The sequence below is a fragment of the Pseudomonas putida genome (genome assembly GCF_002025705.1).
Classification (GTDB): Bacteria; Pseudomonadota; Gammaproteobacteria; order Pseudomonadales; family Pseudomonadaceae; genus Aquipseudomonas; species Aquipseudomonas putida_J.
Genome location: NZ_CP018846.1, coordinates 2,296,522 through 2,321,530, shown reverse-complemented (window position 1 = coordinate 2,321,530; position 25,009 = coordinate 2,296,522). Strand labels below are relative to the sequence as shown.

The 25,009-nt window shown below is 63.6% G+C and carries 25 protein-coding genes; 17 read left to right on the top strand and 8 right to left on the bottom strand.

The genetic code is table 11. From position 1 onward, the window contains the following. Nucleotides 1-39 precede the first annotated feature (39 nt). Both BUQ73_RS10515 and BUQ73_RS10510 read left to right on the top strand, forming a co-directional pair. Entirely contained in the window at nt 40-603 is a 564-nt protein-coding gene (locus BUQ73_RS10515; protein WP_079227844.1) for a TetR/AcrR family transcriptional regulator, read from the top strand. Next, nucleotides 590-1,183 carry a DUF4157 domain-containing protein gene (locus BUQ73_RS10510; protein WP_079227842.1) on the top strand — a complete coding sequence of 198 codons (594 nt, stop codon included), beginning with the start codon at nt 590-592 and terminating at the stop codon, nt 1,181-1,183. Before BUQ73_RS10515 ends, BUQ73_RS10510 begins: the two co-directional genes overlap by 14 nt. 138 nt (nt 1,184-1,321) lie before the next feature. Here BUQ73_RS10510 and BUQ73_RS10505 read toward each other — a convergent pair whose 3' ends face one another. Further along, on the bottom strand, nt 1,322-2,314 hold the full coding sequence (locus BUQ73_RS10505) for a bile acid:sodium symporter family protein (RefSeq protein WP_416171810.1): 993 nt from the start codon (nt 2,312-2,314) through the stop codon (nt 1,322-1,324). A gap of 119 nt (nt 2,315-2,433) precedes the next feature. On the opposite strand from BUQ73_RS10505, the gene ampC reads away from it, so the two are divergent. From ampC to BUQ73_RS10490, 3 genes are all read left to right on the top strand, one after another. Next, nucleotides 2,434-3,570 (top strand): class C beta-lactamase, encoded by a 1,137-nt coding sequence (gene ampC / locus BUQ73_RS10500; protein WP_079227840.1) that lies wholly within the window; start codon nt 2,434-2,436, stop codon nt 3,568-3,570. A gap of 294 nt (nt 3,571-3,864) precedes the next feature. Beyond that, the gene (locus BUQ73_RS10495; RefSeq protein ID WP_027916800.1) at nt 3,865-4,197 is read left to right on the top strand and encodes a hypothetical protein; all 333 of its coding nucleotides are present in this window, start codon (nt 3,865-3,867) and stop codon (nt 4,195-4,197) included. 89 nt (nt 4,198-4,286) lie between these two features. Next, on the top strand, nt 4,287-4,709 hold the full coding sequence (locus tag BUQ73_RS10490; RefSeq protein WP_079227839.1) for a group II truncated hemoglobin: 423 nt from the start codon (nt 4,287-4,289) through the stop codon (nt 4,707-4,709). Here BUQ73_RS10490 and BUQ73_RS10485 read toward each other — a convergent pair. The 4 genes from BUQ73_RS10485 to BUQ73_RS10470 form a co-directional block, all read right to left on the bottom strand. Beyond that, nucleotides 4,700-5,002, bottom strand: coding sequence for a hypothetical protein (locus BUQ73_RS10485; protein WP_079227837.1), 303 nt, complete (start codon nt 5,000-5,002; stop codon nt 4,700-4,702). The genes BUQ73_RS10490 and BUQ73_RS10485 overlap by 10 nt on opposite strands. 160 nt (nt 5,003-5,162) lie before the next feature. Next, nucleotides 5,163-5,351: a hypothetical protein gene (locus tag BUQ73_RS10480; RefSeq protein WP_027916803.1), complete on the bottom strand. Its 189-nt coding sequence runs from the start codon at nt 5,349-5,351 to the stop codon at nt 5,163-5,165. 137 nt (nt 5,352-5,488) lie between these two features. Then, nucleotides 5,489-5,809, bottom strand: a complete 321-nt coding sequence (locus BUQ73_RS10475) for a YbjQ family protein (RefSeq protein WP_027916804.1) — start codon at nt 5,807-5,809, stop codon at nt 5,489-5,491. A 64-nt stretch (nt 5,810-5,873) separates the two neighbouring features. Beyond that, nucleotides 5,874-6,761: an EamA family transporter gene (locus BUQ73_RS10470; protein WP_079227836.1), complete on the bottom strand. Its 888-nt coding sequence runs from the start codon at nt 6,759-6,761 to the stop codon at nt 5,874-5,876. Between the two features lie 235 nt (nt 6,762-6,996). Here BUQ73_RS10470 and BUQ73_RS10465 point away from each other — a divergent pair, with 235 nt between their 5' ends. After that, nucleotides 6,997-8,394: a purine-cytosine permease family protein gene (locus BUQ73_RS10465; protein WP_079227834.1), complete on the top strand. Its 1,398-nt coding sequence runs from the start codon at nt 6,997-6,999 to the stop codon at nt 8,392-8,394. 137 nt (nt 8,395-8,531) lie between these two features. On the opposite strand, the gene BUQ73_RS10460 is transcribed toward BUQ73_RS10465, so the two are convergent. Next, complete coding sequence (locus BUQ73_RS10460; protein WP_079227833.1) at nt 8,532-9,287, bottom strand: class II aldolase/adducin family protein; 756 nt, start codon at nt 9,285-9,287, stop codon at nt 8,532-8,534. 54 nt (nt 9,288-9,341) lie between these two features. Next, complete coding sequence (locus BUQ73_RS10455; RefSeq protein ID WP_079227831.1) at nt 9,342-10,385, bottom strand: ABC transporter substrate-binding protein; 1,044 nt, start codon at nt 10,383-10,385, stop codon at nt 9,342-9,344. Between the two features lie 188 nt (nt 10,386-10,573). On the opposite strand from BUQ73_RS10455, the gene BUQ73_RS10450 reads away from it, so the two are divergent. From BUQ73_RS10450 to BUQ73_RS10410, 9 genes are all read left to right on the top strand, one after another. Continuing rightward, on the top strand, nt 10,574-12,526 hold the full coding sequence (locus tag BUQ73_RS10450) for an FAD-dependent oxidoreductase (protein WP_079227830.1): 1,953 nt from the start codon (nt 10,574-10,576) through the stop codon (nt 12,524-12,526). 39 nt (nt 12,527-12,565) lie between these two features. Beyond that, entirely contained in the window at nt 12,566-13,168 is a 603-nt protein-coding gene (locus BUQ73_RS10445; protein WP_079227828.1) for a helix-turn-helix domain-containing protein, read from the top strand. A gap of 82 nt (nt 13,169-13,250) precedes the next feature. Beyond that, nucleotides 13,251-13,547, top strand: coding sequence for a hypothetical protein (locus tag BUQ73_RS10440; protein ID WP_079227826.1), 297 nt, complete (start codon nt 13,251-13,253; stop codon nt 13,545-13,547). Between the two features lie 103 nt (nt 13,548-13,650). Continuing rightward, a complete protein-coding gene (yghU, locus tag BUQ73_RS10435; protein WP_079227824.1) occupies nt 13,651-14,490 on the top strand; it encodes a glutathione-dependent disulfide-bond oxidoreductase in 840 nt (279 codons plus the stop codon). 141 nt (nt 14,491-14,631) lie between these two features. Continuing rightward, entirely contained in the window at nt 14,632-16,335 is a 1,704-nt protein-coding gene (locus tag BUQ73_RS10430; protein ID WP_079227823.1) for an amidase, read from the top strand. Nucleotides 16,336-16,519: 184 nt separating this feature from the next. Beyond that, nucleotides 16,520-17,197 (top strand): helix-turn-helix transcriptional regulator, encoded by a 678-nt coding sequence (locus BUQ73_RS10425; RefSeq protein WP_060484089.1) that lies wholly within the window; start codon nt 16,520-16,522, stop codon nt 17,195-17,197. Then, nucleotides 17,194-18,123: a pyridoxal-phosphate dependent enzyme gene (locus BUQ73_RS10420; protein ID WP_079227821.1), complete on the top strand. Its 930-nt coding sequence runs from the start codon at nt 17,194-17,196 to the stop codon at nt 18,121-18,123. Before BUQ73_RS10425 ends, BUQ73_RS10420 begins: the two co-directional genes overlap by 4 nt. A gap of 486 nt (nt 18,124-18,609) precedes the next feature. Continuing rightward, nucleotides 18,610-19,707, top strand: a complete 1,098-nt coding sequence (locus tag BUQ73_RS10415) for a carboxynorspermidine decarboxylase (protein WP_079227820.1) — start codon at nt 18,610-18,612, stop codon at nt 19,705-19,707. Between the two features lie 33 nt (nt 19,708-19,740). Continuing rightward, nucleotides 19,741-20,985 (top strand): saccharopine dehydrogenase family protein, encoded by a 1,245-nt coding sequence (locus tag BUQ73_RS10410; protein WP_054887353.1) that lies wholly within the window; start codon nt 19,741-19,743, stop codon nt 20,983-20,985. A gap of 76 nt (nt 20,986-21,061) precedes the next feature. Here BUQ73_RS10410 and BUQ73_RS10405 read toward each other — a convergent pair whose 3' ends face one another. After that, nucleotides 21,062-22,108 carry a class I SAM-dependent methyltransferase gene (locus tag BUQ73_RS10405; protein ID WP_079227818.1) on the bottom strand — a complete coding sequence of 349 codons (1,047 nt, stop codon included), beginning with the start codon at nt 22,106-22,108 and terminating at the stop codon, nt 21,062-21,064. Between the two features lie 588 nt (nt 22,109-22,696). Here BUQ73_RS10405 and BUQ73_RS10400 point away from each other — a divergent pair. Together BUQ73_RS10400 and BUQ73_RS10395 are read left to right on the top strand one after the other, a co-directional pair. Then, nucleotides 22,697-24,034 (top strand): UDP-glucose dehydrogenase family protein, encoded by a 1,338-nt coding sequence (locus BUQ73_RS10400; RefSeq protein ID WP_079227817.1) that lies wholly within the window; start codon nt 22,697-22,699, stop codon nt 24,032-24,034. After that, on the top strand, nt 24,022-24,996 hold the full coding sequence (locus BUQ73_RS10395) for an NAD-dependent epimerase (RefSeq protein WP_079227815.1): 975 nt from the start codon (nt 24,022-24,024) through the stop codon (nt 24,994-24,996). The genes BUQ73_RS10400 and BUQ73_RS10395 overlap by 13 nt, the downstream gene beginning before the upstream one ends. The last annotated feature ends 13 nt before the right edge of the window (nt 24,997-25,009 follow it).

Sequence of the window (25,009 nt, the reverse complement as noted above, 5' to 3'; positions counted from 1 at the left end):
GATCGCCCCCATCGTCAAGCCAGCGCGAAGAGGTTGTGCATGCGCTACTCCACCGAACACAAGCAGCAAACCCGCGACAAGCTGCTGGCCAGCAGCGGTGCGCTGGCCAAGCGCGGCGGCTTTTCCAGCACCGGCGTAGCCGGGCTGATGAAGGCCATTGGCCTGACCGGCGGCGCCTTCTACAATCACTTCCCGTCCAAAGATGCCCTGTTCACCGAGGTGGTCCGCCAGGAGCTGTGCAACAGCCCGCTGGCGCGCCTGGCCAACCAAGGTGCCAGCCGCGAGCGCCTGGCCCGCTGCCTGCAGCAGTACCTGAGCCTGGCGCACCTGCACAATGCCGAAGGTGGCTGCCCGCTGCCGCCGCTGGGGGTGGAAATCGCCCGCGCCGAGCAACCTGTGCGCGAAGAGGCCGAACACTGGCTGGTGAGCCTGCATGCAGCGTGGAGCGAAACACTCGAAGACCCGGAGTTGGCCTGGGTGCTGATCAGCCAGTGCGTCGGCGCAGTGGTGGTCGGGCGCATGCTGGCCAGCGAGGATGTGCAACAGCAGGTGCTCGATGCCAGTAAACGGCTTGTCGACAGGGCATTGAATGAAGCGAGTTAACCTGCTGTTGGCGCTGCTGCTGGCAGCGCCGGCGCTTGCCGAACAGGCCTGCCCGCCTGGGCAGTACCAGGTCTGCCTGATGGGCTGCTTCTGCACGCCGATCGACCCCGGCCAGGCCGGGCAGATCCTCAAGGATGTCGAGACCGCGGCGTCGAGCAGCCTGGCGTTCGCCTTGCAGCAAGCGCGCGACGAGGCCACTGCCAATGGCACTCAACCGATTCCCTTGCACATCCGCGCGCAACTGGAACCCTGGTACGACTTTGCCGTGCTCGATGCAGCCCGCTACCGGGTGGGTGACGAGCAGCAGGTCACGGCGGCCAACGCCATGCTGCAGAACCCGGACGTGAATGCGGTGACACTGATCGACACCATCATCTTCCGCCATGCCAGTGATGCAGAGGACAACGTGGCGTTGTGGGCCCATGAGCTGAAGCATGTGCAGCAGTATCAGCAGCTTGGGGTGAATGAGTTTGCCAGGCGCTATACGCGCAACTACGAAGAACTGGAGGGGCCGGCCTACAAGATCGAGGCCGAGGTGGGGAAAGCGTTGCGTGAGCGCAGCTCCGGGCAGGCCCGATAACCTGCACCGGCCCCTTCGCGGCGGTTCGGCGCCCCGATGAACCCGCTCCCACAGGATATTCACCAAGCTCGAAGGTGGTGCAGTACCTGTGGGAGCGGGTTTACCCGCGAAAAGGCCAGTACAGACAACATGAAGCTATCAGGAAGAAGCAGTAGCGCCCTCAGCCACCTGCTCACGGCTGGCATAGCGCTGCGCCAGTACCGCACACACCATCAGCTGGATCTGGTGGAACAGCATCAGCGGCAGGATCATCGCGCCGATGCCGCTACCCACGAACAACACCTGCGCCATCGGCACCCCGGTCGCCAGGCTCTTCTTGGAGCCGGCAAACAGGATGGTGATGCGGTCTTCCAGGTTGAAGCCCAGTACCTTGCCCAGCATACGCGTACCGAACAGCACCACCGCCAGCAGGATGCCGCAGACGGCGAACAGCCCCGCCAGGTGCTGTGGCGACACGGTGTGCCACAGGCCGGTGACCACGGCCTCGCTGAACGCGGTGTAGACCACCAGCAGGATCGAACCTTGGTCGACGATCTTGAGCCAGCGGGCATTCTTCTTGACCCAGGCACCGATCCAGCGCCGTGCGATCTGCCCGGCTACGAACGGCACCAGCAGCTGCAGGGTAATTTTCAACACGGCATCCAGCCCCGAACCGGTATCGCCACTGGCCCCCAGCAGCATCATCACCAGCAGCGGCGTCAAGAAGATACCGATCAGGCTGGAAGCGGCAGCGCTGCAGATGGCTGCAGGCACGTTGCCGCGAGCCAGCGAGGTGAAGGCGATGGCCGACTGCACGGTGGCGGGAAGCGCGCACAGGTACAGCACGCCCAGGTACAGCTCGTTGCCCACCAGCGGCACGAACAGTGGCTTGAACGCCAGGCCCAGCAGCGGGAACATCACGAACGTGCAGGAGAACACCAGCAGATGCAGACGCCAGTGGCCTGCACCGGCGATGATCGCCTCGCGCGACAGCTTGGCCCCGTGCAGGAAAAACAACAGGCCGATCGCCAGGTTGGTCAGCCAGCCAAAATACACCGCGCCGTCGCCCGAGCAAGGTAGCACGGTGGCGATCAGAACCACCCCGAGCAGGCACAGGGTGAAGTTGTCGAACAACATGCGCAAATACTTCATAAAGGTTTCCATCTTGTCGTTGTGCAAGGGCAGACGATAAGGTCTGAGGCTTTTTCCTGCTAACGCCGGAACCCCCATCGGTGTCGCCCAACGGACACTCCCACAAATAGGACCTTTGCATGCCACTTGTACGTCTCGCTCCACTGCTCATTCTGTTCGGCCTCGCCTCGGCGCACGCTGCCGGGCCGATGCAGGCCCAGGTGGACGAAGTTATCCGGCCCCTGATGAAAGAGCAGGACATCGCCGGCCTGGCCGTGGCGCTCTACGTCAACGGCCAGGCCCACTACTTCAGCTATGGCGTGGCCAGCAAAGCCGACGGCAAGGCAGTAACTGCCGACACGCTGTTCGAGATCGGCTCGCTGAGCAAGACCTACACGGCCACCCTCGCCGCCCTGGCCAGTGCCGAAGGCAAGCTCGACCTGAACGCCCCTGCCCGGCGCTACCAGCCAGCACTTGCCGGTACGCCTCTAGCCGACGTCAGCGTGCTGGAGTTCGGGGCCTACAGCGCCGATTGCCTGCCATTGCAGTTCCCGGACGCAGTGCAGACCCCAGAGCAGACGCTGGCATTCTTCCGTAATTGGCAGCCGCGCAGCGAGCATGGCACCCAGCGTTGCTACTCCAACCCGAGCCTGGGCCTGTTCGGCGACCTTGCGGCGCGTGCGCAGCAGCGCACCTTCGCCGATGTCATGACCAGGCACCTGTTGCCGGAGCTGGGCTTGCGACACACGTACCTGCAGGTACCACAAAGCGAGCAAGGCCTGTATGCCCAGGGCTATGACGCGCAGAACCGCCCCGTGCGGGTCAGCCCGGGCCCGTATGCCGACGAAGCCTATGGCATCAAGACCAGCGCCAGCGACCTGCTGCGTTACCTGCGCCTGAACATGCAAGCGGCCGAACTTGCAGCGCCACTGCGCAAAGCCATCGCCATCACCCAGGCCGGTTACTTCAGCGTCGGCAACATGACCCAGGGCCTGGGCTGGGAGCGCTACCCTTACCCGGTCAACCTGGCCACCCTGGTCGATGGCAACAGCCCACGCATGATCCGCGAACCCCAGGCCACGCAGCGTCTGAACCCGCCTTTGCCTGCCCTGCCGGCAGCCTGGTACAACAAGACCGGCTCCACCAACGGTTTCGGTGTCTACGCCGCATTCATCCCAGCCGAAGGCAAGGCTATCGCCCTGCTCGCCAACCGCAATTACCCTAATGAAGCGCGTGTGCGCGCGGCCTTCCAGATCCTGTCAAAACTTGACCGCTAAGTCACCGCAGATGGATTGTCAGACAAGATGTAGTGAGAAAAAATATTCACTACAAAACCATTGACGCCATTCCTCGCCCTTGTGCATGATGAAGCCGTCTCCCTGATCGGGAGCGGTGGCAAGGGTGTTCCAGACGGTTTGCGCGGTAACGCAGGCCGTCCGTGGAGAGGGAATCTGTCCAAAAGGCAGCGTGAGAAAGCCCCTGTTGCGATGCTGCTGTAGCAGCCTTGGTAGTGCGCTACAACCTGTGGCGCCAACTGTGACAATCAACAACAAATAGGTGATGGGGGCTTTATGATGAACTTGAACAACAATCCGACAATCGACCAATTGGCCCAGCTGTTCGCGGTACGCAAGGACAGCCTCGACGACCACCTGCTGTGGGTCAGCCAGACCGGCGAGGTGCGCATCGACCGCCTGCCGCCGAACACTGTCGAAGATGAATTCGAAGCGCACCTGCCGAGCATGCGCGCACGCTTCAAGGTCTACCGCCGTGGCCAGGGCTACGTCGGCAAGAAGGCCGCCGCCGATACCGAGTTCGTCGGCCGCGTCCTGCAGACCCTGCAACAAGAATGGCCCGCCGCCCGTGAGCGGCAGGCAGTCAAGGTGATCGAACCGCTGAACTGAGGGTTCGCCACCCCTTACGGAGCCCGGCCTGCATAGGCCGGGCTTTTTCATGCCTGCTAGAATGCCGGCCCGTGATTGTGGAGCCCCGCATGACTACCCCTGCATATGGCACTGGCGACGCCTCGTACCAGGCCGCCGGCGGCATCGCCGGCCTGCGCCGACTGGTCGACGACTTCTACCGGATGATGGACCAGGACCCAGCAGCTGCACCTGTGCGGCAGATGCATCCAACCGACCTCGCTGGCTCGCGCGACAAGCTGGCATGCTTCCTCAGTGGCTGGCTGGGCGGGCCACCGCTGTACGCCGAACGCTATGGCTCGATCGGTATCCCGTCGTTCCATGCGCAATGGCCGATCGACGCGCAACACGCGGCAATCTGGCTGACGTGCATGCGCGATGCAATTGCCTTGCAGCCTTGGGAGCCGGCTTTCGCCGACTACCTGCTGCGCCAGCTACAGGTGCCGGCCCAGCGCATCGTCCAGGCCGCCAGCGCGCGCCACCCTCAGGCCTGAAGGCGCCGCTGCACCACGGGCAACGGCAACGCGCCAGTGGCCAGCGCCCGAGCCCGGTCCACTCCCCACACCAGCGCGCGGGTCATGGTTTCGCCCGGCCGCGCCGGGTAGTACTCCTCCAGCAGCGCCCTGCCGTCCTGGCCGTACAGCCCGAGGAACAGCTGCGTGGCGCCAAGCCGCGATAGCCGCACCTGGATGTCCAGCGTGGTGCCGTCGCTGAGTACTTCGTCGTGGCAGCGGCTATGCAGCTGTGCATCGGCCCACTGCCAATAGGTCTCGTCCCTGACTCGCATGGAAGATCAATCCTCTCTTTCCTGAATGCCGCGCCAGAAGACCACAACTGCGCAGGCGCCGCGAGGGCAACCCGCGTTTACCATGAGCAGGATCAAGCAACACCAACAAAAACCCCGCCAGCGGGCGGGGTTGTGTGAGCAGGTTCACTTTTTCGCAGGCTTACTTTCTGGCCGGCACCCTTGGCGTGAAGCGGCCCTTCTTGCTGCGCTGCAGGTGGGCTGGCTTGAGGTCTTCTGACTCATCCAGGGTCATGTGGGCAAAGCCCAGGCGAAATGCCGCCTGGCCACAACGCACCTGGCTGTTGATCGGGAATGCATCATTCGTGTCTTCGAAAAAGGACTCGCTCATGCCCTGTCTCCATGTCAGTGGCGACCGCGTCGGCCAACAACGGGCTGACCTGAAAAACGCGACCTGTGACTGTGAGACTAGCCGGTCACAAGCAGACTGCCCGGCCAAACCCGACAGACCCGACCAGTGGCATTTAGCTACTTCAGCCGCACGGCAGTACCGGTGGCGAACACCACGACCATGCCCCCTTGCACTGACGGCATGCTGATTTCGAAGTCCACGCCCACCACTGCATCGGCTTGCAACTGCCGTGCCCGCGCCTTGAGTTCCTCGGTGGCCTGCTCGCGGGCCTCGCGCAGGGCGCTTTCCAGGGTCTGCGAACGGCCGCCGAAGACGTCACGAAAACGGGTAAAGAAATCGCGCACGAAGTTGATGCCCTGCACCGATTCGGAGCTGACCACGCCAAGGTACTCGGCAATCGGGCGGCCTTCGAGCTGGCTGGTGGTAGAGATGATCATGCTGAGCTCCTTGGCCTTGCAAAAAAGGCCAAGTCTAACAAATGCCAGCCATCTGGCCTTCAGCTCATTGCGCGCTGGCCGCCCGCAGGCGCTGCCCCAGCTTCGCCCCGAACACATTGACCAGCAGGCCGAGCATCACCAGCAGTGCGCCCCACCCTTGCACCGCCGTCAGCCGCTCACCCAGCAACCAGGCCGACGAGCTGAGGCCAATCACCGGCACCAGCAGCGAAAACGGTGCCACTTTGCCTGCCGGGTGGCGCGACAGCAACTTGCTCCACAAGCTGTAGCCAAGCATGGTGGCAACAAACGCCAGGTAAGCCAGTGACAGCACCGAGCTCCAACCGATATTGGCCAGCGAATGGCTGATCCGCTCCGGCCCTTCCAGCCACCATGACAAGGCCAGGAACGGCAACGGTGGAATCAACCCGCCCCAGATCACCAGCGCCACCAGGTCCACCGAGCCAAAGCGGCGGGTGATGATGTTGCCCATGCCCCACATGGCCCCGCCACACAAAGTCAGCAGCAACGCCACCAACGGCACATGGCCGCTATCTTCACTGCCGATCAGCGCCAGGCCGCTGGCGGCCACCAGCAACCCCAGCACACTGGCCAGGCGCAGGCGTTCACCAAGGAACAGCGCGGCAAAGCCGAGGGTGAAGAACGCCTGCGACTGCAGCACCAGCGACGCCAGCCCCGGCGGCATGCCGCTGTACATGGCCTGGAAGAGGAAGGCGAACTGGCCCAGGGAGATGGTCGCGCCATAGGCAATCAGCCAGCGCCATGGCAGCTTCGGCCGCTTGACCAGAAGAACCGCCGGAAACGCCACCAGCAAAAAGCGCAATGCCCCCAGCAGCATCGGCGGCAAGCCATCGAGGCCGACCTTGATGACCACGAAATTGACTCCCCAGGCGACAATCACCACCAGGGCGATCAGCAGGTCCTTGAGCGGCATTGCAGCTTCCTTCTTCAGGCGTTCTAGACATATTTCGTAACAGCATAAGGCCATTTTCCCGCCAGGGACCAGCACAGTTGCGGCCAACCCTTGCACAACAGATTGGCTGTTATGCCCTTGCAGGCTTCACTTGACCATACTTGTATAGACATGCTCATATCAGGCAGACGCCCTACGCGCGGCGTGCCGCCGAAGGCCCTCTCCCTGACACAAAAACAATGAAGTGGAGCCCACAATGTCTCGCAAATCCGTGCTCGAACGGCGCTCTATCGATTACATTCCCGAAGCCGAGCGCCATGGCAAGCTGTACAGCCAGTTCACCCTGTGGCTCGGTGCCAACCTGCAGATTACCGCCATCGTCACGGGCGCCCTGGCCGTGGTGCTGGGTGGCGACGTGTTCTGGTCGTTGATCGGCCTGCTGCTGGGCCAGCTCATCGGCGGCGCGGTCATGGCCCTGCATGCGGCCCAGGGCCCGCGCCTGGGCCTGCCGCAGATGATCTCCAGCCGCGTGCAGTTCGGTGTCTATGGCGCGGCCATCCCGATGGTGCTGGTGTGCCTGATGTACCTGGGCTTCACCGCCACCGGCACGGTGCTGTCCGGGCAAGCCATCGGCCAGTTGCTGAGCGTCAGCGACAGCACCGGAATCCTCATCTTCGCCTCGGTGATCGTGCTCGCCACCCTGGCCGGCTACCGGGTGATCCACTGGATCGGCCGGGTCGCCAGCGTGCTGGGCATCATTGCCTTCGTGTACCTGTTCAGCCGTATCCTGATGCTTGCCGACATCGGCCAACTGCTGGAAAACCGCCACTTCAGCTGGGCCACCTTCCTGCTCGCAGTGTCGCTGGCCGCCTCCTGGCAGATCGCCTTCGGCCCCTACGTGGCGGATTACTCGCGCTACCTGCCGAGCAGCACCTCGCCGGTGAAGACCTTCCTCGCCGCCGGCCTGGGTTCGGTCATCGGTGCACAAGCGTCGATGATCCTCGGCGTGTTCGCCGCGGCTATCGCCGGCGGGGAGTTTTCCGGGCGTGAAGTGGCCTACATCGTCGGTCTCGGCGGGGCCGGCACTACCGCTGCGCTGCTGTACTTCAGCATTGCCTTCGGCAAGGTGACCATCTCGACGCTGAACTCCTACGGCAGCTTCATGTGCATCGCCACCATCATCAGCGGCTTTCGTGGCCACCTGGCGATCAGCCGCGTGCAGCGCCTGGTGTTCGTGCTGGTCATCGTCGGCGCGGCCACCCTGGTAGCCCTGCTCGGTCAGCATTCGTTCCTCAGTGCATTCAAGTCGTTCATCCTGTTCCTGCTGACCTTCTTCGTGCCCTGGAGCGCGGTCAACCTGGTGGACTACTACTTCATCACCAAAGAGCGCTACGACATCCCGGCCCTGGCCGACCCCGAGGGCCGCTACGGCCGCTGGAACTGGCCTGGCATCAGCGTCTATACACTCGGTGTGCTGGTGCAGATGCCGTTCATCGACACCAAGCTGTACACCGGCCCAATGGTCGCGCACCTGGGTGGCGTGGATGTGTCATGGCTGATCGGGCTGGTGGTGCCCAGCGTGCTGTACTACTGGGTGGCCCGTCGGCGTGCCGCCGAGGCACCGGCCAGCATGATCGTGCCGCAGGTGCGCTGATCGCGTTGCCGCAGAAACTGAGCGCGCGAATGGCCGTGTGCCAAGATCGCCAGTGCCGGCCCTTCGCGGATAAATCCGCTCCTACAAGAAGACCACTGGCGTTGTAGGAGCGGATTTATCCGCGAAAGAGTGGTTAGTCAGTTTCGATAATCAGGCGCAATCCGCTCCAGCATCCGCAGCAAGGCGCCCCAAGCCATCTGCAGCGCATCCGGGTCATTCAGCTCGCCCTGCTTCAAGCCGCGCATCGGCTCATTGAACTGCCGCTCGGTATGCGCGCACACCGCTTCCGACGGCAACACCAGTTGCCCGGCACTCTGCGCCGCCAGCTGAATGTCGCAGGCCTTCTCCAGGTAATACATGCGCAAGAACGCCTCGGCCACCGAGCGCCCGGTGGTCAGCAGTCCGTGGTTGCGCAGGATCATCACCGGTTTGTCGCCCAGGTCAGCCACCAGCCGTTGCTGCTCGTCCAGGTCCAGGGCAATGCCTTCGTAAGCGTGGTAGGCGACCTTGCCATGGAACTCCATCGACATCTGGTTGACTGGCAGCAACCCGCACTCCAGCGCCGCCACCGCGCAACCGGCGCGGGTGTGGGTGTGCAGCACGCACTGGGCATCTTCGCGGGCGGCATGGATGGCGCTGTGGATGACGAACCCGGCCGGGTTGACCGGGTACTCGGTGGGTTCCACCGGCCGCCCCTGCAGGTCGATCTTCACCAGGCTGGACGCGGTGATTTCCTCGAACAGCAGGCCGTAGGGGTTGATCAGAAAATGGTGCTCAGGGCCCGGCAGGCGCAGCGAAATATGGGTGAAGATCAGGTCCGACATGCGGAAATGGGCAATCAGGCGGTAGCAGGCGGCCAGTTGCTGGCGCAGGGTCTGTTCCGTGGCGGTCATGGTTGTTCTTCCTGTTGTTTTTTTGGGGCTGCTTTGCAGCCCCGATAAGCTACATCATTTACTGGCCCAGGCATTGAAGCGCTGTTCCAGCTCCTCACCATGGTCGACCCAGAACTCCACGTTCATCGCCAGCGCGCCCTGCAGGTTTTCTGGCGAGGTCGGCACCCAGCTCGCCAGCGCCGGGTCGAGCTTGGCCGCCGCCTGGGTATTGGTCGGCCCATAGGGGATCTGCTCGACGTATCGCACCTGGGTATCTGGCTGGTTGGCATAACTGATCAGCCGCTTGGCCTGGTCGACATGCTTGGAGCCCTTGATGATTGCCCAATAGTCCATGCCATACAGGCTACCGGGCCAGACCACCGCCAGCGGGCTGCCCTGCTGCGCGGCCACGGCGATACGGCCGCTGTAGGTCGAGGTCATCACCACATCACCCGCCGTCAGCCATTGCGCCGGCTGCGCGCCAGCATCCCACCACTGGATATACGGCTTGAGTTCAGTCAGCTTGGCAAAGGCACGTTCGACACCCGCCGGGGTAGACAGGACTTTGTACACGTCCTCGACCTTGACCCCGTCCGCCAGCAAGGCGAACTCCAGGTTGTACACCGCGCGCTTGCGCAGCCCGCGTTTGCCCGGGTACTTCTGCACGTTCCAGAAATCAGCCCACGAGGTCGGCGCCTGGGCCAGCTTGTTGCGGTCGTAGGCAATCGCCACGCTCCACACCAGCGCTGCCGAGCCGCAGTCCTGGGCGGCGGCTGGGATCAGTTCGGCGGCATGCCCCAGGCGCTGCCAGTCGAGGTGCTCGTAGACCCCCTCGTCGCAGCCGCGCATCAGGTCCGGCCCCTCGATCTGCACCACGTCCCAGTCGACATTGCCGGTATCGGCCATCACCTGGATGCGCGCCATCTCGCCGTTGTATTCGCTCTGGATCAACTTGCTGCCGTCCTGGGCGCTGAAAGGCTGGAAGATCGCCACATCCTGGGCTTTCTGACCGGCGCCGCCATAGCCGACCACGACCATCTGCGGCGCCGCTTGCACACTGCCCAGGCCTAGGGCCAACAGCGCTGCGCAAAGGCCGGTACTGCGGGGAAATGCCTGCATCGAGTTGCCTCCTGTCGGTACCTTCCAGCGATAGCTCGAAGGCCCGTTTCTTGTTTTAGTGAGGTCACGCGCCACTGCCGTGGCTGGGAAAAAGCTAGTCGGGCACCAGTAAAAAAACAAGTTGATTTTTTACTGCCGCTACACTTTCATGAGAAAAACAAGAACAACACCGCACCGGAGCCGCCCGCATGACGACCGCCTTTGCCCACCTGTTCGAACCCCTGCAGATCCGCGGCAAACGCCTGAAAAACCGCATCATGTCGACCGGCCACGACACCTGCCTGCCCACCGACAACCTGGTCAACGACAAACTCATCGCCTATCAGCGCGCCCGCGCCGCCGGCGGCGTCGGCCTGATCGTGCTGCAGGTGGCCGGGGTGCACGACAGTGCCCGCTACACCTCGCACGTGCTGATGGCTACCGACGACGCCTGCATCGACGGTTACCGGCGCCTGGCCGAGGCCTGCCATGCCCACGGCACGGTGGTGCTGTCGCAGTTGTTCCATCCGGGGCGGGAGATCATGGAGTCGGCGGACGGCCTGCTGGCGGTGGCCTACTCGGCCTCGTCGGTGCCCAACGAACGCTTCCGGGTGATGCCGCGCGCGCTGGACCAGGTGATGATCGACGAGATCGTCCAGGGCTATGCCAGCGCCGCCCGGCGCCTGCACCAGGCCGGCCTGGACGGTGTCGAGGTAGTGGCCAGCCACGGCTACCTGCCAGCGCAGTTCCTCAACCCGCGGGTCAACCAGCGCAACGATGTCTACAACGGCGGGCTGGAACAGCGCCTGCGCTTTCTGCGCGAAGTACTGGCCGCAGTCAGGGCGGCCACCGACGAGCAGTTCATCGTCGGCCTGCGCATCAGCGCCGACGAGCGCGACAGCGAGGGCCTGAGCGAAGACGAATCGCTCGCCGCCGCCCAGGCCCTGCAAGATCAGGTCGACTACCTGCATATCGTCGCCGGCACCTCTGCGTCGTTGGGCGGCGCCGTGCATATCGTACCGCCCATGGCCATCGCGCCGGCCTACCTGGCGCGCGAGGCCGGGACCTTCAAGCAGCACCTGAACATTCCCTTGTTCGTCACCGGGCGCATCAACCAGCCGCAGGAAGCCGAACTGATCCTGGCGCGTGGCCAGGCCGACGTATGTGGCATGACCCGCGCGCTGATCTGCGACCCGCAGATGCCGGCCAAAACCGAGGGCGGCAAGGTCGAGGACGTGCGTGCGTGCATCGCCTGCAACCAGGCCTGCATCGGCCACTTCCACCGGGGGCTGCCGATCTCCTGTATCCAGCACCCGGAAACCGGCCGCGAACTGCAGTATGAAACCCCGGTTCCCGTTACCGTGCGCAAGCGCATCATGGTGGCCGGGGGCGGCCCCGCCGGCATGAAGGCCGCAGCCGTTGCCGCGGCCCGTGGGCATGAGGTCACGCTGTACGAAGCCAGTACACAACTCGGCGGCCAGATACAGCTCGCACAGTTGCTGCCGCGGCGCAGCGAGTTCGGCGGCGCCAGCACCAACCTGCAGCGGGAGATGGAACTGGCAGGCGTACGCGTAGTACGTAATACGCGTGTAGACCGCGCCCTGGTCGAGCGTGAACGCCCCGACCTGGTGATTGCTGCTACCGGCGCCACGCCCTATTGGCCATCGTTCGAACGCAGTGGCGAATTGCAGGTGGTGGATGCGTGGCAGGTGCTGCGCAACGAAGTCAGCCTCGGCCGCTCGGTGCTGGTGATCGACTGGCGCAGCGACTGGATCGGCCCAGGCATCGCCGAGCGCCTGGTGCGCGACGGCCATCAGGTGCAGTTGGCAGTGAACGGCACCCACTGCGGCGAAAGCCTGCCGCTTTATGTACGCGACCAGCTGGCCGGCGAGCTGCACCGCCTGGGCATCCCGATCACGCCGTATGCCCGCCTGTACGGCAGCGACGACAACACCGTGTACCTGCAGCACACCGCCAGCGGTGAACCGATGATCTTCGAAGGCATCGACAGCCTGGTGCTGTGCCTCGGCCATCAACCGCAGGACACCCTGGCGGCGGAACTGGCAGGCTTGGTGGAGGTACGGCGCATCGGCGACTGCCTGGCCCCACGCACTGTCGAAGAGGCCATCCACGACGGCCTGACAGTTGCCTGGGCACTCTGAGCCTGTCCATACTGCGGCTTTCCCGATGGACCGAAACGCATGAGCCAGCAGCCCCAGTTCCCGCCCGCCGCCGAAGACGGCGGCGCCGCGCCGCAGTTCCTTGGCGGCCGCATCCGCGGCCTGCGCAAGCGCCGCGGCATGACCCTGGCAGAGCTGGCGGCGCACAGCGAGCTGACCGCCGGCTACATCAGCCAGCTGGAGCGCAACCTGTCGTACCCGTCGATCCCGGCGCTGTTCAACATCGCCCGCAGCCTCGGCGTGACCATCCAGTGGTTCTTCGCCAGCGAGGCCGCTACCGCCCCCGAAGACCAGGGTTACGTGGTGCGGCGCAACAGCCGGCTGAGCGTGCATTACGAGGACGGCATCGTCGACCAGCTGCTCACCCCGCAACCCAACCGCCAGCTGGAGATGCTGCACTCACGCTTTCCACCGGGCACCTATAGCCAGCAGAGCTACAGCCATGAGGGTGACGAAGCGGGTTATGTGCTCTCGGGCAGTTTCGAGGTATGGGTGGGCGAGCGCCACTTCCTGCTGGGCGAAGGTGACAGCTTCAGCTTTTCCAGCCAGGAGCCACACCGCTATGGCAACCCGGGCGAAGTGGACGCAGTGGTGATCTGGGTAATCACCCCGCCAACATTTTGAAAAGATCTGCCAGCTGGCCCCGTAACATCGTTGACTGCAATTACGGTCTACTGTGTCTTTCGGACTTTCCAGGAGCACAACGATGAACAATATCCTGATCATTGGCACCGGCATCGCCGGCCCATGGAGCGCCCTGAGCGCAATCCGCCAGCTGAACCTTCAGGGCCAGCGGGATGCCCAGGTAACCTTGCTGGCGCCGCAGGCCGAACTGCAACAGCCTCAGGCTCGGCGCAACCTGTGCCTGGTACAAGGCACCACCTCGCACGTCGACGCCGCCGACCGGCGCGTGCACTACCGCACCCAGACGGGCACCCGCTGCAGCCTGCCGTATGACCGGCTGATCGCGGCGCAGCTGTGGCCCTACGCGCCATGCAGCTGACGCCCGCGCCCAATGCATTTGCGCTTTTCTCCGAACCCGTGGCATAGATGCAGGTCCACAGCCTTACGTGGTCGCTTTCGCGCTTTCCAAGGAGAACTTCTGCATGAGCAAGCCCCCTTACGTCCCGCCCAAGGTCTGGCGCAACGATGCCGCGTCCGGCGGCCAGTTCGCCAGCATCAACCGGCCGATCGCCGGGCCGACCCATGACAAGGACCTGCCGGTCGGCAAGCACCCGCTGCAGCTGTACTCCCTGGCCACACCCAACGGCGTCAAGGTCACCATCCTCCTCGAAGAGCTGCTCGCCCTGGGCCACAACGGCGCCGAGTACGACGCCTGGCTGATCCGCATCGGTGAGGGCGACCAGTTCTCCAGCGGCTTCGTCGAGGTCAACCCCAACTCGAAGATCCCCGCCCTGCTCGACCACAGCGTCGAGCCGCCGGTACGGGTGTTCGAATCCGGCTCGATCCTGCTGCACCTGGCGGAAAAGTTCGGCGCCTTCCTGCCCAAAACCCCCGCCGCACGCACCGAAAGCCTGAACTGGCTGTTCTGGCAGATGGGCTCCGCACCCTACCTTGGCGGCGGCTTTGGCCACTTCTATGTGTACGCGCCAGAGAAGTTCGAGTACGCCATCAACCGTTTCACCATGGAAGCCAAGCGCCAACTCGATGTGCTGGAACGCCGCCTGGCGGTCAGCCGCTACCTAGGTGGCGACGAGTACAGCATCGCCGATATCGCCGTGTGGCCTTGGTACGGCCAACTGGTGCGCGGCAACCTGTACGGTGCGGCCGAGTTCCTCGCGGTGGATGAATACCCACACGTGCAGCGTTGGGCCGAAGCCATCGCCCAACGCCCGGCCGTGCAGCGCGGCACCCGAGTCAACCGCACCTGGGGTGATGAAGCCAGCCAGGTGCCCGAGCGGCATTCGGCGGCCGACCTGGATTGAACCAAGGGTAACGGGGCCGCCGTGCGGCCCCGACAATGCCCCGTTGCAAAAAACCATTTCTGCGGCGCAAACCTCCCTCCCCCGATCCCTTCTTGTACACTCCTCGCACTAGCCCCAACCTGCACAAATTTTGGTGAAAGCATGATCGAGGTAACCGAGGTTTCCATTGCCGAGCTGCGCGACGCGCTCGAAACCGGCCGCACGACGGCGGTCGAGCTGGTCAAGGCCTACCTGGCACGCATCGACGCCTATGACGGCGCCGACACCGCCACCGCGCTGAACGCCGTGGTAGTGCGCAACCCTGAAGCGCTCAAGGAAGCCGAGGCCTCCGACGCCCGCCGCGCCAAGGGCCAGACCCTGAGCCCGCTGGACGGCATCCCCTACACCGCCAAGGACAGCTACCTGGTCAAGGGCCTGACTGCCGCTTCCGGCAGCCCGGCATTCAAGGACCTGGTCGCCCAGCGTGACGCCTTCACCATCGAGCGCCTGCGCGCCGCCGGTGCCGTGTGCCTGGGCAAGACCAACATGCCACCGATGGCCAATGGCGGCATGCAGCGCGGCGTCTACGGCCGCGCCGAAAGCCCGTACAACGCCAGCTACCTCACTGCCCCGTTCGCCTCTGGCTCCTCGAACGGCGCCGGTACCGCCACCGCCGCCAGCTTCAGCGCCTTCGGCCTGGCCGAGGAAACCTGGTCGAGTGGCCGCGGCCCGGCCTCGAACAACGGCCTGTGCGCCTACACCCCATCGCGCGGCGTGATCTCGGTGCGCGGCAACTGGCCGCTGACGCCCACCATGGACGTGGTGGTGCCGTACGCCCGGACCATGACCGACCTGTTGGAAATCCTCGACGTGGTGGTCGCCGACGATGCCGACAAGCGCGGCGACCTGTGGCGCCTGCAGCCTTGGGTAGCGATCCCGGCCGCCTCCTCCGTGCGCCCGGCGTCCTATCTGGACCTGGCCGTCGACGCCAGCGCCCTCAAGGGCAAGCGCTTTGGCGTGCCGCGCATGTACATCAACAAGGACGAAGCCGCCGGCACCTCCGAGAAGCCTGGCATCGGCGGCCCGACCGGCCAGCGCATCAATACCCGCGACAGCGTCATCGCCCTGTGGCAGCAGGCACGCCTGGCCCTGGAAGCAGCCGGCGCCGAAGTGCTGGAAGTCGACTTCCCGCTGGTGTCCAACTGCGAAGGCGACCGCCCGGGCGCGCCGACTGTTTACAACCGTGGCATCGTCAGCAAGGAATTCCTCCATGACGAACTGTGGGAGCTGTCGGGCTGGGCCTTCGACGACTTCCTGCGTGCCAACGATGACCCGAAACTCAACCGCCTGGCCGATGTCGATGGCCCGCAGATCTTCCCGCACGACCCGGGCACCCTGCCCAACCGTGAGGACGACCTGGCCGCTGGCATGGACGAATACGTCAACATGGCCAAGCGCGGCCTGAAGACCTGGGACCAGATCGAGACCCTGCCCGATGGCCTGCGCGGGCTGGAAAAAACCCGCAAGATGGACCTCGAAGACTGGATGGACGCGCAGGGCCTGGACGCCGTGCTGTTCCCGACCGTGGCCGATGTCGGCCCGGCTGACGCCGACGTCAACCCGGCTTCGGCGGACATCGCCTGGAGCAACGGTATCTGGGTGGCCAACGGCAACCTGGCCATCCGCCACCTGGGCGTGCCGACCGTGACCGTGCCGATGGGCGTGATGGCCGATATCGGCATGCCGGTGGGGCTGACCTTTGCCGGCAAGGCGTATACCGACAATGCGCTGCTGAGCTTTGCTGCGGCCTTCGAGGCCACTGGCTCGCGCCGCATGATTCCGCCGCGCACGCCAGCCCTGGGCTAAGTTACAGGGGCCGCTTTGCGGCCCATTCGCGGGTGAACCCGCTCCCACAGGTACTGCACAGGCCCTGAAGGCGGTGGAGCTCCTGTGGGAGCGGGTTCACCGGCGAATGGGCCTGGAAAAGCCAATCGCAGAATTCAACTTAATGTGCAAAAATAAACAATAAGTTGAATTTAGTGATCGCCCCATGTCCCCAGCTGAAGAACGCCAGCTCACCCTCACCGTCCTCAAAGCCGCCATCCAGGCCCTGGGCAGCGTTGCCGCGCGCAACATGGAAATCCTCCTGCACGACCTCGACCACCCGGAACACTCCGTGGTGGCGATCGTCAACGGCCACCTCTCGGGCCGCGCAGTCGGCAGCCCTATCCTCGCCGCCCCGGAGCAGGACCAGGGTTTCAAGGCCCTGATGCAGGCCAGCGCCGATCAGCAAGGCGCCGAGCCCGTGGTACTCCCCGACTACCCCACCACCCTCAAGGGCCGCACCCTACGCAGTGCCACGGCCATCTTTCGCGACAGCAGCGGCCACCCGTTTGCCAGCCTGTGCGTCAACACCGATGTCACCGGGCTGGATGCAGCCATGGATTTCCTTCGCCAACTGCAGCCACTGGGCGCTACGCCGGCCGAGGCGAATGGCAGCGAACCCGCCGACATGGCGCTGCTGATGGGCGAGATCATCGAAGGCGCACTGCAACGCAGCGGCCAGGGGCGGATGAACAAACAGGCCAAGGTCGAAGCCGTGCGGGTGATGCAGGAACGCGGCCTGTTCATCGTCAAAGGCGGCGTGGAAAAAGCCGCCGCCGCCCTTGGCGTGACCCGTTACACCATTTACAACTACCTTGAGCAACTGCGCGGAGCGAGCCAATGACCCTGCACATTCACACCCCTCTGATCGAATCCCGTCCGCTGTCGCTGGCCGCCGGCGGTGCCGTGTGGCTGAAGCTCGACGCCCTGCAGCCCTGTGGCTCGTTCAAGCTGCGCGGGGTCGGCCACGCCTGCGAGGTGCACCATGCGCGGGGCGCACGCCACTTCGTGTCTTCGTCGGGCGGCAATGCCGGGCTGGCGGTGGCTTATGCCGGGCGCAAGCTGGGGGTGCCAGTGACCGTGGTGGTGCCCGAGACCACCACCGAACGGGCCAGGCAACTGCTGCGCCTGGAAGAAGCCAAGGTGGTGGTGCACGGCAGCTCGTGGCAAGAGGCCAACGAGCTGGCATTGACCTTGGTCGGTGCAGATGATGCCTTCATTCACCCGTTCGACGACCCACTGCTGTGGGCCGGGCATGCCAGCCTGGTCGACGAAGTCGCGGCAGCCGGGATCAAGCCCGATGCAGTGGTGCTGTCGGTGGGCGGTGGTGGCTTGCTCAGCGGTGTGGTCGAAGGGCTGCAGCGCAATGGCTGGGGCGATGTGCCGGTGCTGGCCGTGGAGACCACAGGCGCCGCATCGCTGCATGCAGCCATGCAGGCCGGGCACACGGTGGAACTCGAACGCATCGCCTCGGTGGCCAGCTCGCTGGGCGCCAAGCGCGTGGCCGAACAGGCACTGGCTTGCACCCGCCAGCATCCCGTGCACAGCCACCTAGTCAGTGACCGGGCAGCCCTGGAGGCTTGTGAGCGGTTTCTGCTGGACCATCGGGTGCTGGTAGAGCCGGCGTGCGGCGCGGCGTTGGCGCTGGCTTATGAAGCCGATGCCCTGGCCAGTTACCAGAACGTGCTGGTGGTGGTGTGTGGCGGGGCCACTGCCACGCTGGAGCAGATTCAAGAGTGGTTGAGGGTGGTCGATCAAAGGGTGGAATGAACGACGGCATGGCTGCCGGGTTCGTCGGGGCATCTTTAGCGCCTGTTAGACCGAGCGCCGCCCGCGCGGCGCATCGCGGATAAATCCGCTCCTACATCTGTTTCGGACCAGTAACGCCTGTAACAGTCGCGCGCGACCGCCTTGCTCGTACGACGAGATATCGAGCCATGCGCCAAGGCGTTCGTGCGCAAATCTCCCAGGATCAATTGGCCCGAAACAGAGGTAGGAGCGGATTTATCCGCGATGCGCCGCGCGGGCGGCGCTCGGTCTAACAGGCGCTGAAAATGCCATGGCAAGCACAAGCCATTGGTCAGCCTGTCATCAAGCTGTTCATTTCCCCCTGTACTACTGAACCCACCACTGCCGAAACATTTCACCTGCAACTACAGCCGCGCAGACGAAATACACCATCCACCCTTTCGATCTGCGGCAAGTGAAGGCACAATGCGGGTCTTTTTTTTGGCCGGCCTGGCCGGGGGCCTTTAAATGATCAAGACGCCGTACTACCTCATCGACAAAACCAAGCTGCTGAGCAACATGGAGAAGATCGCCTACGTGCGTGAAAACTCCGGTGCCAAGGCACTGCTCGCCCTCAAGTGCTTCGCCACCTGGTCGGTGTTCGACCTGATGCAGCAGTACATGGACGGCACCACCTCGTCCTCGCTGTTCGAGCTCAAGCTCGGCCGCCAGAAGTTCGCTGGCGAGACCCACGCCTACAGCGTGGCCTGGGCCGATGACGAAATCGAGGAAATGCTCGAGAACTGCGACAAGATCATCTTCAACTCGATCGGCCAGCTGCAGCGCTTTGCCGAACAGTCCGAAGGCAAGGTCCGCGGCCTGCGCGTCAACCCACAGGTAAGCAGCTCCGACTACCTGCTGGCCGACCCGGCCCGCCCGTTCAGCCGCCTCGGTGAATGGGACCCGGCAAAGATCGAACAGGTGATCGAGCAGATCTCTGGCTTCATGTTCCACAACAACTGCGAGAACGGTGACTTCGGTCTGTTCGACAAGATGCTGTCGCACATCGAAGAGCGCTTTGGCCACCTGCTGCACAAGGTCGAGTGGGTCAGCCTCGGTGGCGGCATCCACTTCACCGGCGAAGGCTATGCGCTGGACGCCTTCTGCGCGCGCCTGAAAGCCTTCTCGCAGAAGTACGGCGTGCAGGTCTACCTGGAGCCAGGCGAAGCCGCCATCACCAACAGCGCCTCGCTGGAAGTGACCGTGCTCGACACCCTGTACAACGGCAAGCACCTGGCCGTGGTCGACAGCTCGATCGAAGCGCACCTGCTCGACCTGCTGATCTACCGCCTCAACGCCAAGATGGCACCCAACGACGGCGAGCACACCTACATGGTCTGCGGCAAGTCGTGCCTGGCAGGCGACATCTTCGGCGAATACCAATTCGACCGCCCGCTGGCCATCGGCGACCGCCTGTCGTTCATCGACACGGCCGGCTACACCATGGTCAAGAAAAACTGGTTCAACGGTCTGAAGATGCCATCCATCGTGGTCAAGCAGCTCGACGGCAGCGTCGAGGTGGTCCGCGATTTCGGTTTCGAAGACTACGTTTCCAGCCTGTCGTAAGACCGGCTTTCCAAGTAAGGAGCAAAAGGTAAATTGAAGAAGAACGTTCTTATCATTGGTGCAGGAGGTGTCGCCAAGGTGGTGGCCCACAAGTGCGCGCAGCATAACGACGAACTGGGTCGTATCGCTATCGCGTCACGGAACATCTCCAAATGCCAGGCCATCATCGACAGCGTCAAGGCCAAGGGTAGCCTCAAGGTACCCGCCGACATCCAGGCCTTCTCGCTCAATGCCCTCGATGTCGAGGCGACCAAGGCACTGATCCGCGAGACCGAATCGCAGATCGTGATCAACGTCGGTTCCGCCTTCCTCAACATGTCGGTGCTGCGTGCCTGCATCGATACCGGTGTCGCCTATCTGGACACCGCCATCCACGAAGAGCCGGGCAAGATCTGCGAGACCCCGCCGTGGTACGGCAACTACGAGTGGAAACACCTCGAAGAGTGCCAACAAAAGAACATTACCGCCATTCTCGGCGTCGGTTTCGACCCGGGTGTGGTGAACAGCTACGCAAAACTTGCGCAGCAGCAGTACTTCGACAGCATTGATTCGATCGATATTCTCGACGTCAATGCCGGTTCCCATGGCAAGTACTTTGCTACCAACTTCGACCCGGAAATCAACTTCCGTGAGTTTACCGGGCAAGTGTGGAGCTGGCAGAACAGCCAGTGGACCAGCAACACCATGTTCGAAGTCAAGCGTACCGACGACCTGCCGGTAGTAGGTTCGCAGAACCTGTACCTGACCGGCCACGACGAAGTTCATTCGATCTCGAAGAACCTCAATGTGCCGAACGTGCGTTTCTGGATGAGCTTCGGCGAGCACTACATCAATGTGTTCACCGTGCTGAAGAACCTCGGCCTGCTCTCGGAGCAACCGGTGAAGACTGCCGAAGGTCTGGAAGTGGTGCCGCTGAAAGTGGTCAAGGCCGTGCTGCCTGACCCGGCCTCGCTAGCCCCGGGCTACACCGGCAAGACCTGCATCGGTGACCTGGTCAAGGGCACCAAGGACGGTAAGCCGCGCGAAGTGTTCATCTACAACGTGGCCGACCACGAAGAAGCCTACGCCGAGACCGACAGCCAGGGCATTTCCTACACCGCCGGTGTACCGCCAGTGGCTGCGGCCTTGCTGGTCGCCCGTGGCGAGTGGGATGCCAAGCGCATGGTCAACGTCGAGGAGCTGCCTGCCGAGCCGTTCCTCAAGGCGCTGGACGTGATGGGTCTGCCGACCCGCGTGAAAGATGAAAATGGCGATCGTCCCTGGGACGCTGAAGCCTAAGCAGTAAAACAGAAGGGGCGCCAACATGGCGCCCCTTCTGTTTTTCCAGGCCCGGCCCCTTCGCGGCGGTTGTCACCTATTTACGGGCCTCCAGGATCAAGTTGAACGGCGTCTGCGTCGCCCGCCGGAACTGTGTGAACCCCGCCTCCTCGAACACCGCCCGCAACCGCGCCTCCCCGGCCTGGGCCCCCAACCCCAGCCCCACTTCCTGGGACAACGAATTCGGCGTGCAGATGAACGTCGACGCCGCATAGAACAAGCGCCCGACCGGCGTCAGGTTGCCCTCCAGCGAATCCTCGGCATAGGGTTCCACCAGCATCACCGTGCCGTCCGCCTTCAGCGCCCGGTAGGCATGCTTCGCCGCGCCCACGGGGTCGCCCATGTCATGCAGGCAATCGAAGAAGCACACCAGGTCGTGGTCATGCCCCGGGTAATCCTTGGCCGATGCCTGCTGGAAGCTCACGCGCCCCGCAAGCCCCGCTTCGCGCGCACGCTCGTTGGCCGTGGCAATGGACGGTGCGTGGTAGTCATAGCCTGTGAAGGTAGAAGCTGGAAACGCCTGCGCCAGCACCAGGGTCGAGGCGCCATGGCCACAACCGACATCCGCCACCTTGGCCCCGGCCTGCAGCTTGGCTACCACACCCTCCAGCGCCGGCAGCCATTCCGCGACCAGAAAGGTGCGGTAACCGGGCCGGAAGAAGCGCTCGGTGCCACTGAACATGCACGGATGGTGGTCACCCCAGGCCAGCCCGCCGTCGCCGCGCATGGCCGCCACCAGCTTGTCCTTGTCATGGAACAGCGCCGCGATGACCGCCGCGCCACCGGCCATGTAGGCCGGCGAGTCTTCCAGCGCCAGGGCCATGGCCTGTTCCTCTGGAAGGACGAAGGTGCCCTTGTCATGCACCATGTAGCCAGACGCTGCCTGGGCGTTGAGCCATTCACGCACCAGCCGTGGGTGGCATCCGGTCTTCGCCGCCAGTGCCTCGGGGCTGGTCGGCTGGCTGTCTGCCATGGCCCGATACAGCCCGAGCTCATCGCCGAGGATCACATTGGCCAGGGTCGCCGCAGCGCCCATGTCTCCAACCAGCTTACCCATGAATTCGTGAAGCCTTGCCTCGTCCATGACCTGCCCTCCTCTGCAAGAAGGCCACCGTCGACGAGGAAATCCGGTTCAAGGGGAGCGGTGGTCAGCGGGATGAATGGGTATGTATCGGAATTAAGTTTAGTCCCTCGACGCAAACGGTGGACAATGCCGTGCGCGGCTGACAAACAGGAAATAGAATCAACCACATCTAAAGCAATTTCTCGACAGTTACTGTCATACAACTGTCACCTCTTACTTCAACTTATTCCTAAGAAAGCACCCGTCTTTCTGGCACTTCATAAATGGCTGTCTAAGCTCTCGATTTGTGCCTTCCCCCTGATTGGGGCGCGTGCACGTTTTATGTGCTGATTTCCCCCCGCTAATACCAGGCCTCGCCAGTTGCGCTTTTGCGCGCTGATGACAGCTGTACGCCCTTTATTTCCAGAAACAAACGTGTGCGCGAGAAGTCGCCAGACCGAGCAGCTTCGGCCGGCGGGCTCAGGTAACAAAAATTAAACAAGAATGTGACATTTTTTTTCAGCTTTTTCGCCAAGGATCTGTCCGGCCGAATCCCAAGCCCCTGCATGCAGGGCTACCGCCTACAGGTTCACACCATGGAGCTGTTGAATGAAGGTTACGGTTTTTGGTACCGGCTATGTCGGCCTGACTCAGGCAGTCTGCCTGGCCCAGGTGGGGCATTCGGTGTTGTGCATGGATATCAATGCCGAACGGGTTGCAACCCTAAGCAAGGGGCATTGCCCGATCTTCGAGCCTGGCCTTGCGCCGCTGCTGGAGAAGAGCCTGGCTTGCGGTCGCCTGCGTTTCACCACCGACGCCCGTGAAGCGGTGCAACATGCAAAATTGCAATTCATCGCCGTCGGCACCCCGCCCCAGGCCGATGGCAGTGCCGACATGCGCCATGTGTTCGCCGTGGTCGACAGCATCCTCCAACATGCCGATGGCCCCAAGGTCATCGTCAACAAATCCACCTCGCCGGTCGGCACGGTAGACCGCATCAAGACGCGCATCGGCCAGGCCGTGGCCGATGGCGAACGCTACCAGGTCATCAGCAACCCCGAATTTCTCAAGGAAGGCTCTGCGGTGGATGATTGCATGCGCCCGGACCGCATCGTCATTGGCGGTGCCGCACCCGCCGAGGTCGAGCTGCTGCGCGAGCTGTACCAGCCATTCAGCCGCAACCGCGAAAAGCTCATGGTCATGGATGCACGCAGCGCCGAGCTGACCAAGTACGCCGCCAACTGCATGCTGGCGACCAAGATTTCCTTCATCAACGAAATGGCCAACCTGGCCGAGCTCCTGGGTGCCGACATTGAAATGGTCCGTCGTGGCATCGGCTCGGACCCGCGCATCGGCTATGATTTCATCTACCCCGGCTGCGGTTTCGGTGGTTCGTGCTTCCCCAAGGATCTGCAGGCGCTGCGCAAAAGTGCCGAGGCCGAAGGCTTCGACCCGCAGCTGCTAAGTGCAGTAGAGGCGGTCAACCAGCGGCAGAAGAGCCGCCTGTTCAGCAAGATCCAGCGCCACTACCCAGGCGGGCTGCACGGCAAGGTCTTCGCCTTGTGGGGACTATCGTTCAAACCCAACACCGATGACATTCGCGAAGCCTCCAGCCTGGTGTTGCTCGAAGCGCTGTGGGCCGCCGGCGCCAGCGTCCAGGCCCACGACCCGCAGGCCATGGAGGAAATTCAGCGGCACTACGGCCAGCGCCCCGACCTGACGCTGGTGCCCTGCAAGGACGATGCGCTGGAAGGCGCCGATGCCCTGGTGATCGTCACCGAGTGGCAAGACTACCGGGTGCTGAACCTGGACAAGGTCCCGCAGCAGCTGGCTGACCGCGTGGTGTTCGACGGTCGCAACCTGTTCGAGCCCGAGCACATGGCCGCCGCCGGCCTCACGTACTACGGCATCGGCCGTGGCCAGGTGAAACAGCCATGCCCGTACTGATCACCGGCGCAGCCGGATTCATCGGTTTTCACCTGGCGCGCCGTTTGTGCGAAGCAGGCGTCGAGGTGGTCGGCATCGACAACCTCAATGCCTACTACAGCGTCGAACTCAAACTGGCACGCCTGCAACAGTTGCTCGCCTACCCTAACTTCCGCTTCCAGACGGTCGACATCGCCAATGCGGCCGACCTGCAGCAGCTGTTCGCCGGGCAGCCGTTCAGCGAAGTGATCCACCTGGCGGCGCAGGCCGGTGTGCGCTACTCGCTGGACAACCCCAGTGTCTACGGGCACTCCAACCTGACCGGTTTTCTCAACCTGCTCGAAGCCTGCCGCCAGCACCCGCCGCGTCACCTGGTCTATGCCTCCAGCAGCTCGGTGTACGGCGCCAACAGCAAGCAGCCATTCAGCATCGACGACCCGGTCGAGCAGCCGATTTCGCTGTATGCCGCAAGCAAGCGCGCCAACGAGCTGATGGCGCACAGCTACGCGCACCTGTACCAGTTGCCAGTCACCGGCCTGCGCTTCTTCACCGTCTACGGCCCGTGGGGCCGCCCCGACATGGCGCTGTTCAAGTTCACCCGGGCGATGCTCGCGGGCCAGCCGATCGAGATCTACAACCATGGCCAGATGGCACGTGACTTCACCTATGTCGACGACATCGTCGAAAGCGTCCTGCGCCTGCGCCTGAAGCCCCCGCAGCCCCGCGCCGGGCAAGCACCCTGCCAGCTGTTCAACATCGGCCGCGGCCAGCCCGTGCGGCTGCTGGAGTTCGTCGAGTGCCTGGAGAACACGCTGGGCATCAAGGCCCGGCGCGAGTACCTGCCCTTGCAGGCAGGTGACGTGCTGGAAACCTGGGCGGATGTCGACTCACTGACGCGCTGGATCGATTTTTCGCCGAGCACCCCGCTGGAGCACGGCGTTGCCGCATTCGTCGGCTGGTACCGGGACTTCTACCGGGTTTGAACCACGCCATCAT

Bases quoted from the DNA above. Each gene is read 5' to 3' on its own strand.
- BUQ73_RS10515 (WP_079227844.1), top strand. From the start codon at position 40: ATGCGCTACTCCACCGAACACAAGCAGCAAACCCGCGACAAGCTGCTG.
- BUQ73_RS10510 (WP_079227842.1), top strand. From the start codon at position 590: ATGAAGCGAGTTAACCTGCTGTTGGCGCTGCTGCTGGCAGCGCCGGCG.
- BUQ73_RS10505 (WP_416171810.1), bottom strand. From the start codon at position 2,314: ATGAAGTATTTGCGCATGTTGTTCGACAACTTCACCCTGTGCCTGCTC.
- ampC (WP_079227840.1), top strand. From the start codon at position 2,434: ATGCCACTTGTACGTCTCGCTCCACTGCTCATTCTGTTCGGCCTCGCC.
- BUQ73_RS10495 (WP_027916800.1), top strand. From the start codon at position 3,865: ATGATGAACTTGAACAACAATCCGACAATCGACCAATTGGCCCAGCTG.
- BUQ73_RS10490 (WP_079227839.1), top strand. From the start codon at position 4,287: ATGACTACCCCTGCATATGGCACTGGCGACGCCTCGTACCAGGCCGCC.
- BUQ73_RS10485 (WP_079227837.1), bottom strand. From the start codon at position 5,002: ATGCGAGTCAGGGACGAGACCTATTGGCAGTGGGCCGATGCACAGCTG.
- BUQ73_RS10480 (WP_027916803.1), bottom strand. From the start codon at position 5,351: ATGAGCGAGTCCTTTTTCGAAGACACGAATGATGCATTCCCGATCAAC.
- BUQ73_RS10475 (WP_027916804.1), bottom strand. From the start codon at position 5,809: ATGATCATCTCTACCACCAGCCAGCTCGAAGGCCGCCCGATTGCCGAG.
- BUQ73_RS10470 (WP_079227836.1), bottom strand. From the start codon at position 6,761: ATGCCGCTCAAGGACCTGCTGATCGCCCTGGTGGTGATTGTCGCCTGG.
- BUQ73_RS10465 (WP_079227834.1), top strand. From the start codon at position 6,997: ATGTCTCGCAAATCCGTGCTCGAACGGCGCTCTATCGATTACATTCCC.
- BUQ73_RS10460 (WP_079227833.1), bottom strand. From the start codon at position 9,287: ATGACCGCCACGGAACAGACCCTGCGCCAGCAACTGGCCGCCTGCTAC.
- BUQ73_RS10455 (WP_079227831.1), bottom strand. From the start codon at position 10,385: ATGCAGGCATTTCCCCGCAGTACCGGCCTTTGCGCAGCGCTGTTGGCC.
- BUQ73_RS10450 (WP_079227830.1), top strand. From the start codon at position 10,574: ATGACGACCGCCTTTGCCCACCTGTTCGAACCCCTGCAGATCCGCGGC.
- BUQ73_RS10445 (WP_079227828.1), top strand. From the start codon at position 12,566: ATGAGCCAGCAGCCCCAGTTCCCGCCCGCCGCCGAAGACGGCGGCGCC.
- BUQ73_RS10440 (WP_079227826.1), top strand. From the start codon at position 13,251: ATGAACAATATCCTGATCATTGGCACCGGCATCGCCGGCCCATGGAGC.
- yghU (WP_079227824.1), top strand. From the start codon at position 13,651: ATGAGCAAGCCCCCTTACGTCCCGCCCAAGGTCTGGCGCAACGATGCC.
- BUQ73_RS10430 (WP_079227823.1), top strand. From the start codon at position 14,632: ATGATCGAGGTAACCGAGGTTTCCATTGCCGAGCTGCGCGACGCGCTC.
- BUQ73_RS10425 (WP_060484089.1), top strand. From the start codon at position 16,520: ATGTCCCCAGCTGAAGAACGCCAGCTCACCCTCACCGTCCTCAAAGCC.
- BUQ73_RS10420 (WP_079227821.1), top strand. From the start codon at position 17,194: ATGACCCTGCACATTCACACCCCTCTGATCGAATCCCGTCCGCTGTCG.
- BUQ73_RS10415 (WP_079227820.1), top strand. From the start codon at position 18,610: ATGATCAAGACGCCGTACTACCTCATCGACAAAACCAAGCTGCTGAGC.
- BUQ73_RS10405 (WP_079227818.1), bottom strand. From the start codon at position 22,108: ATGGACGAGGCAAGGCTTCACGAATTCATGGGTAAGCTGGTTGGAGAC.
- BUQ73_RS10400 (WP_079227817.1), top strand. From the start codon at position 22,697: ATGAAGGTTACGGTTTTTGGTACCGGCTATGTCGGCCTGACTCAGGCA.
- BUQ73_RS10395 (WP_079227815.1), top strand. From the start codon at position 24,022: ATGCCCGTACTGATCACCGGCGCAGCCGGATTCATCGGTTTTCACCTG.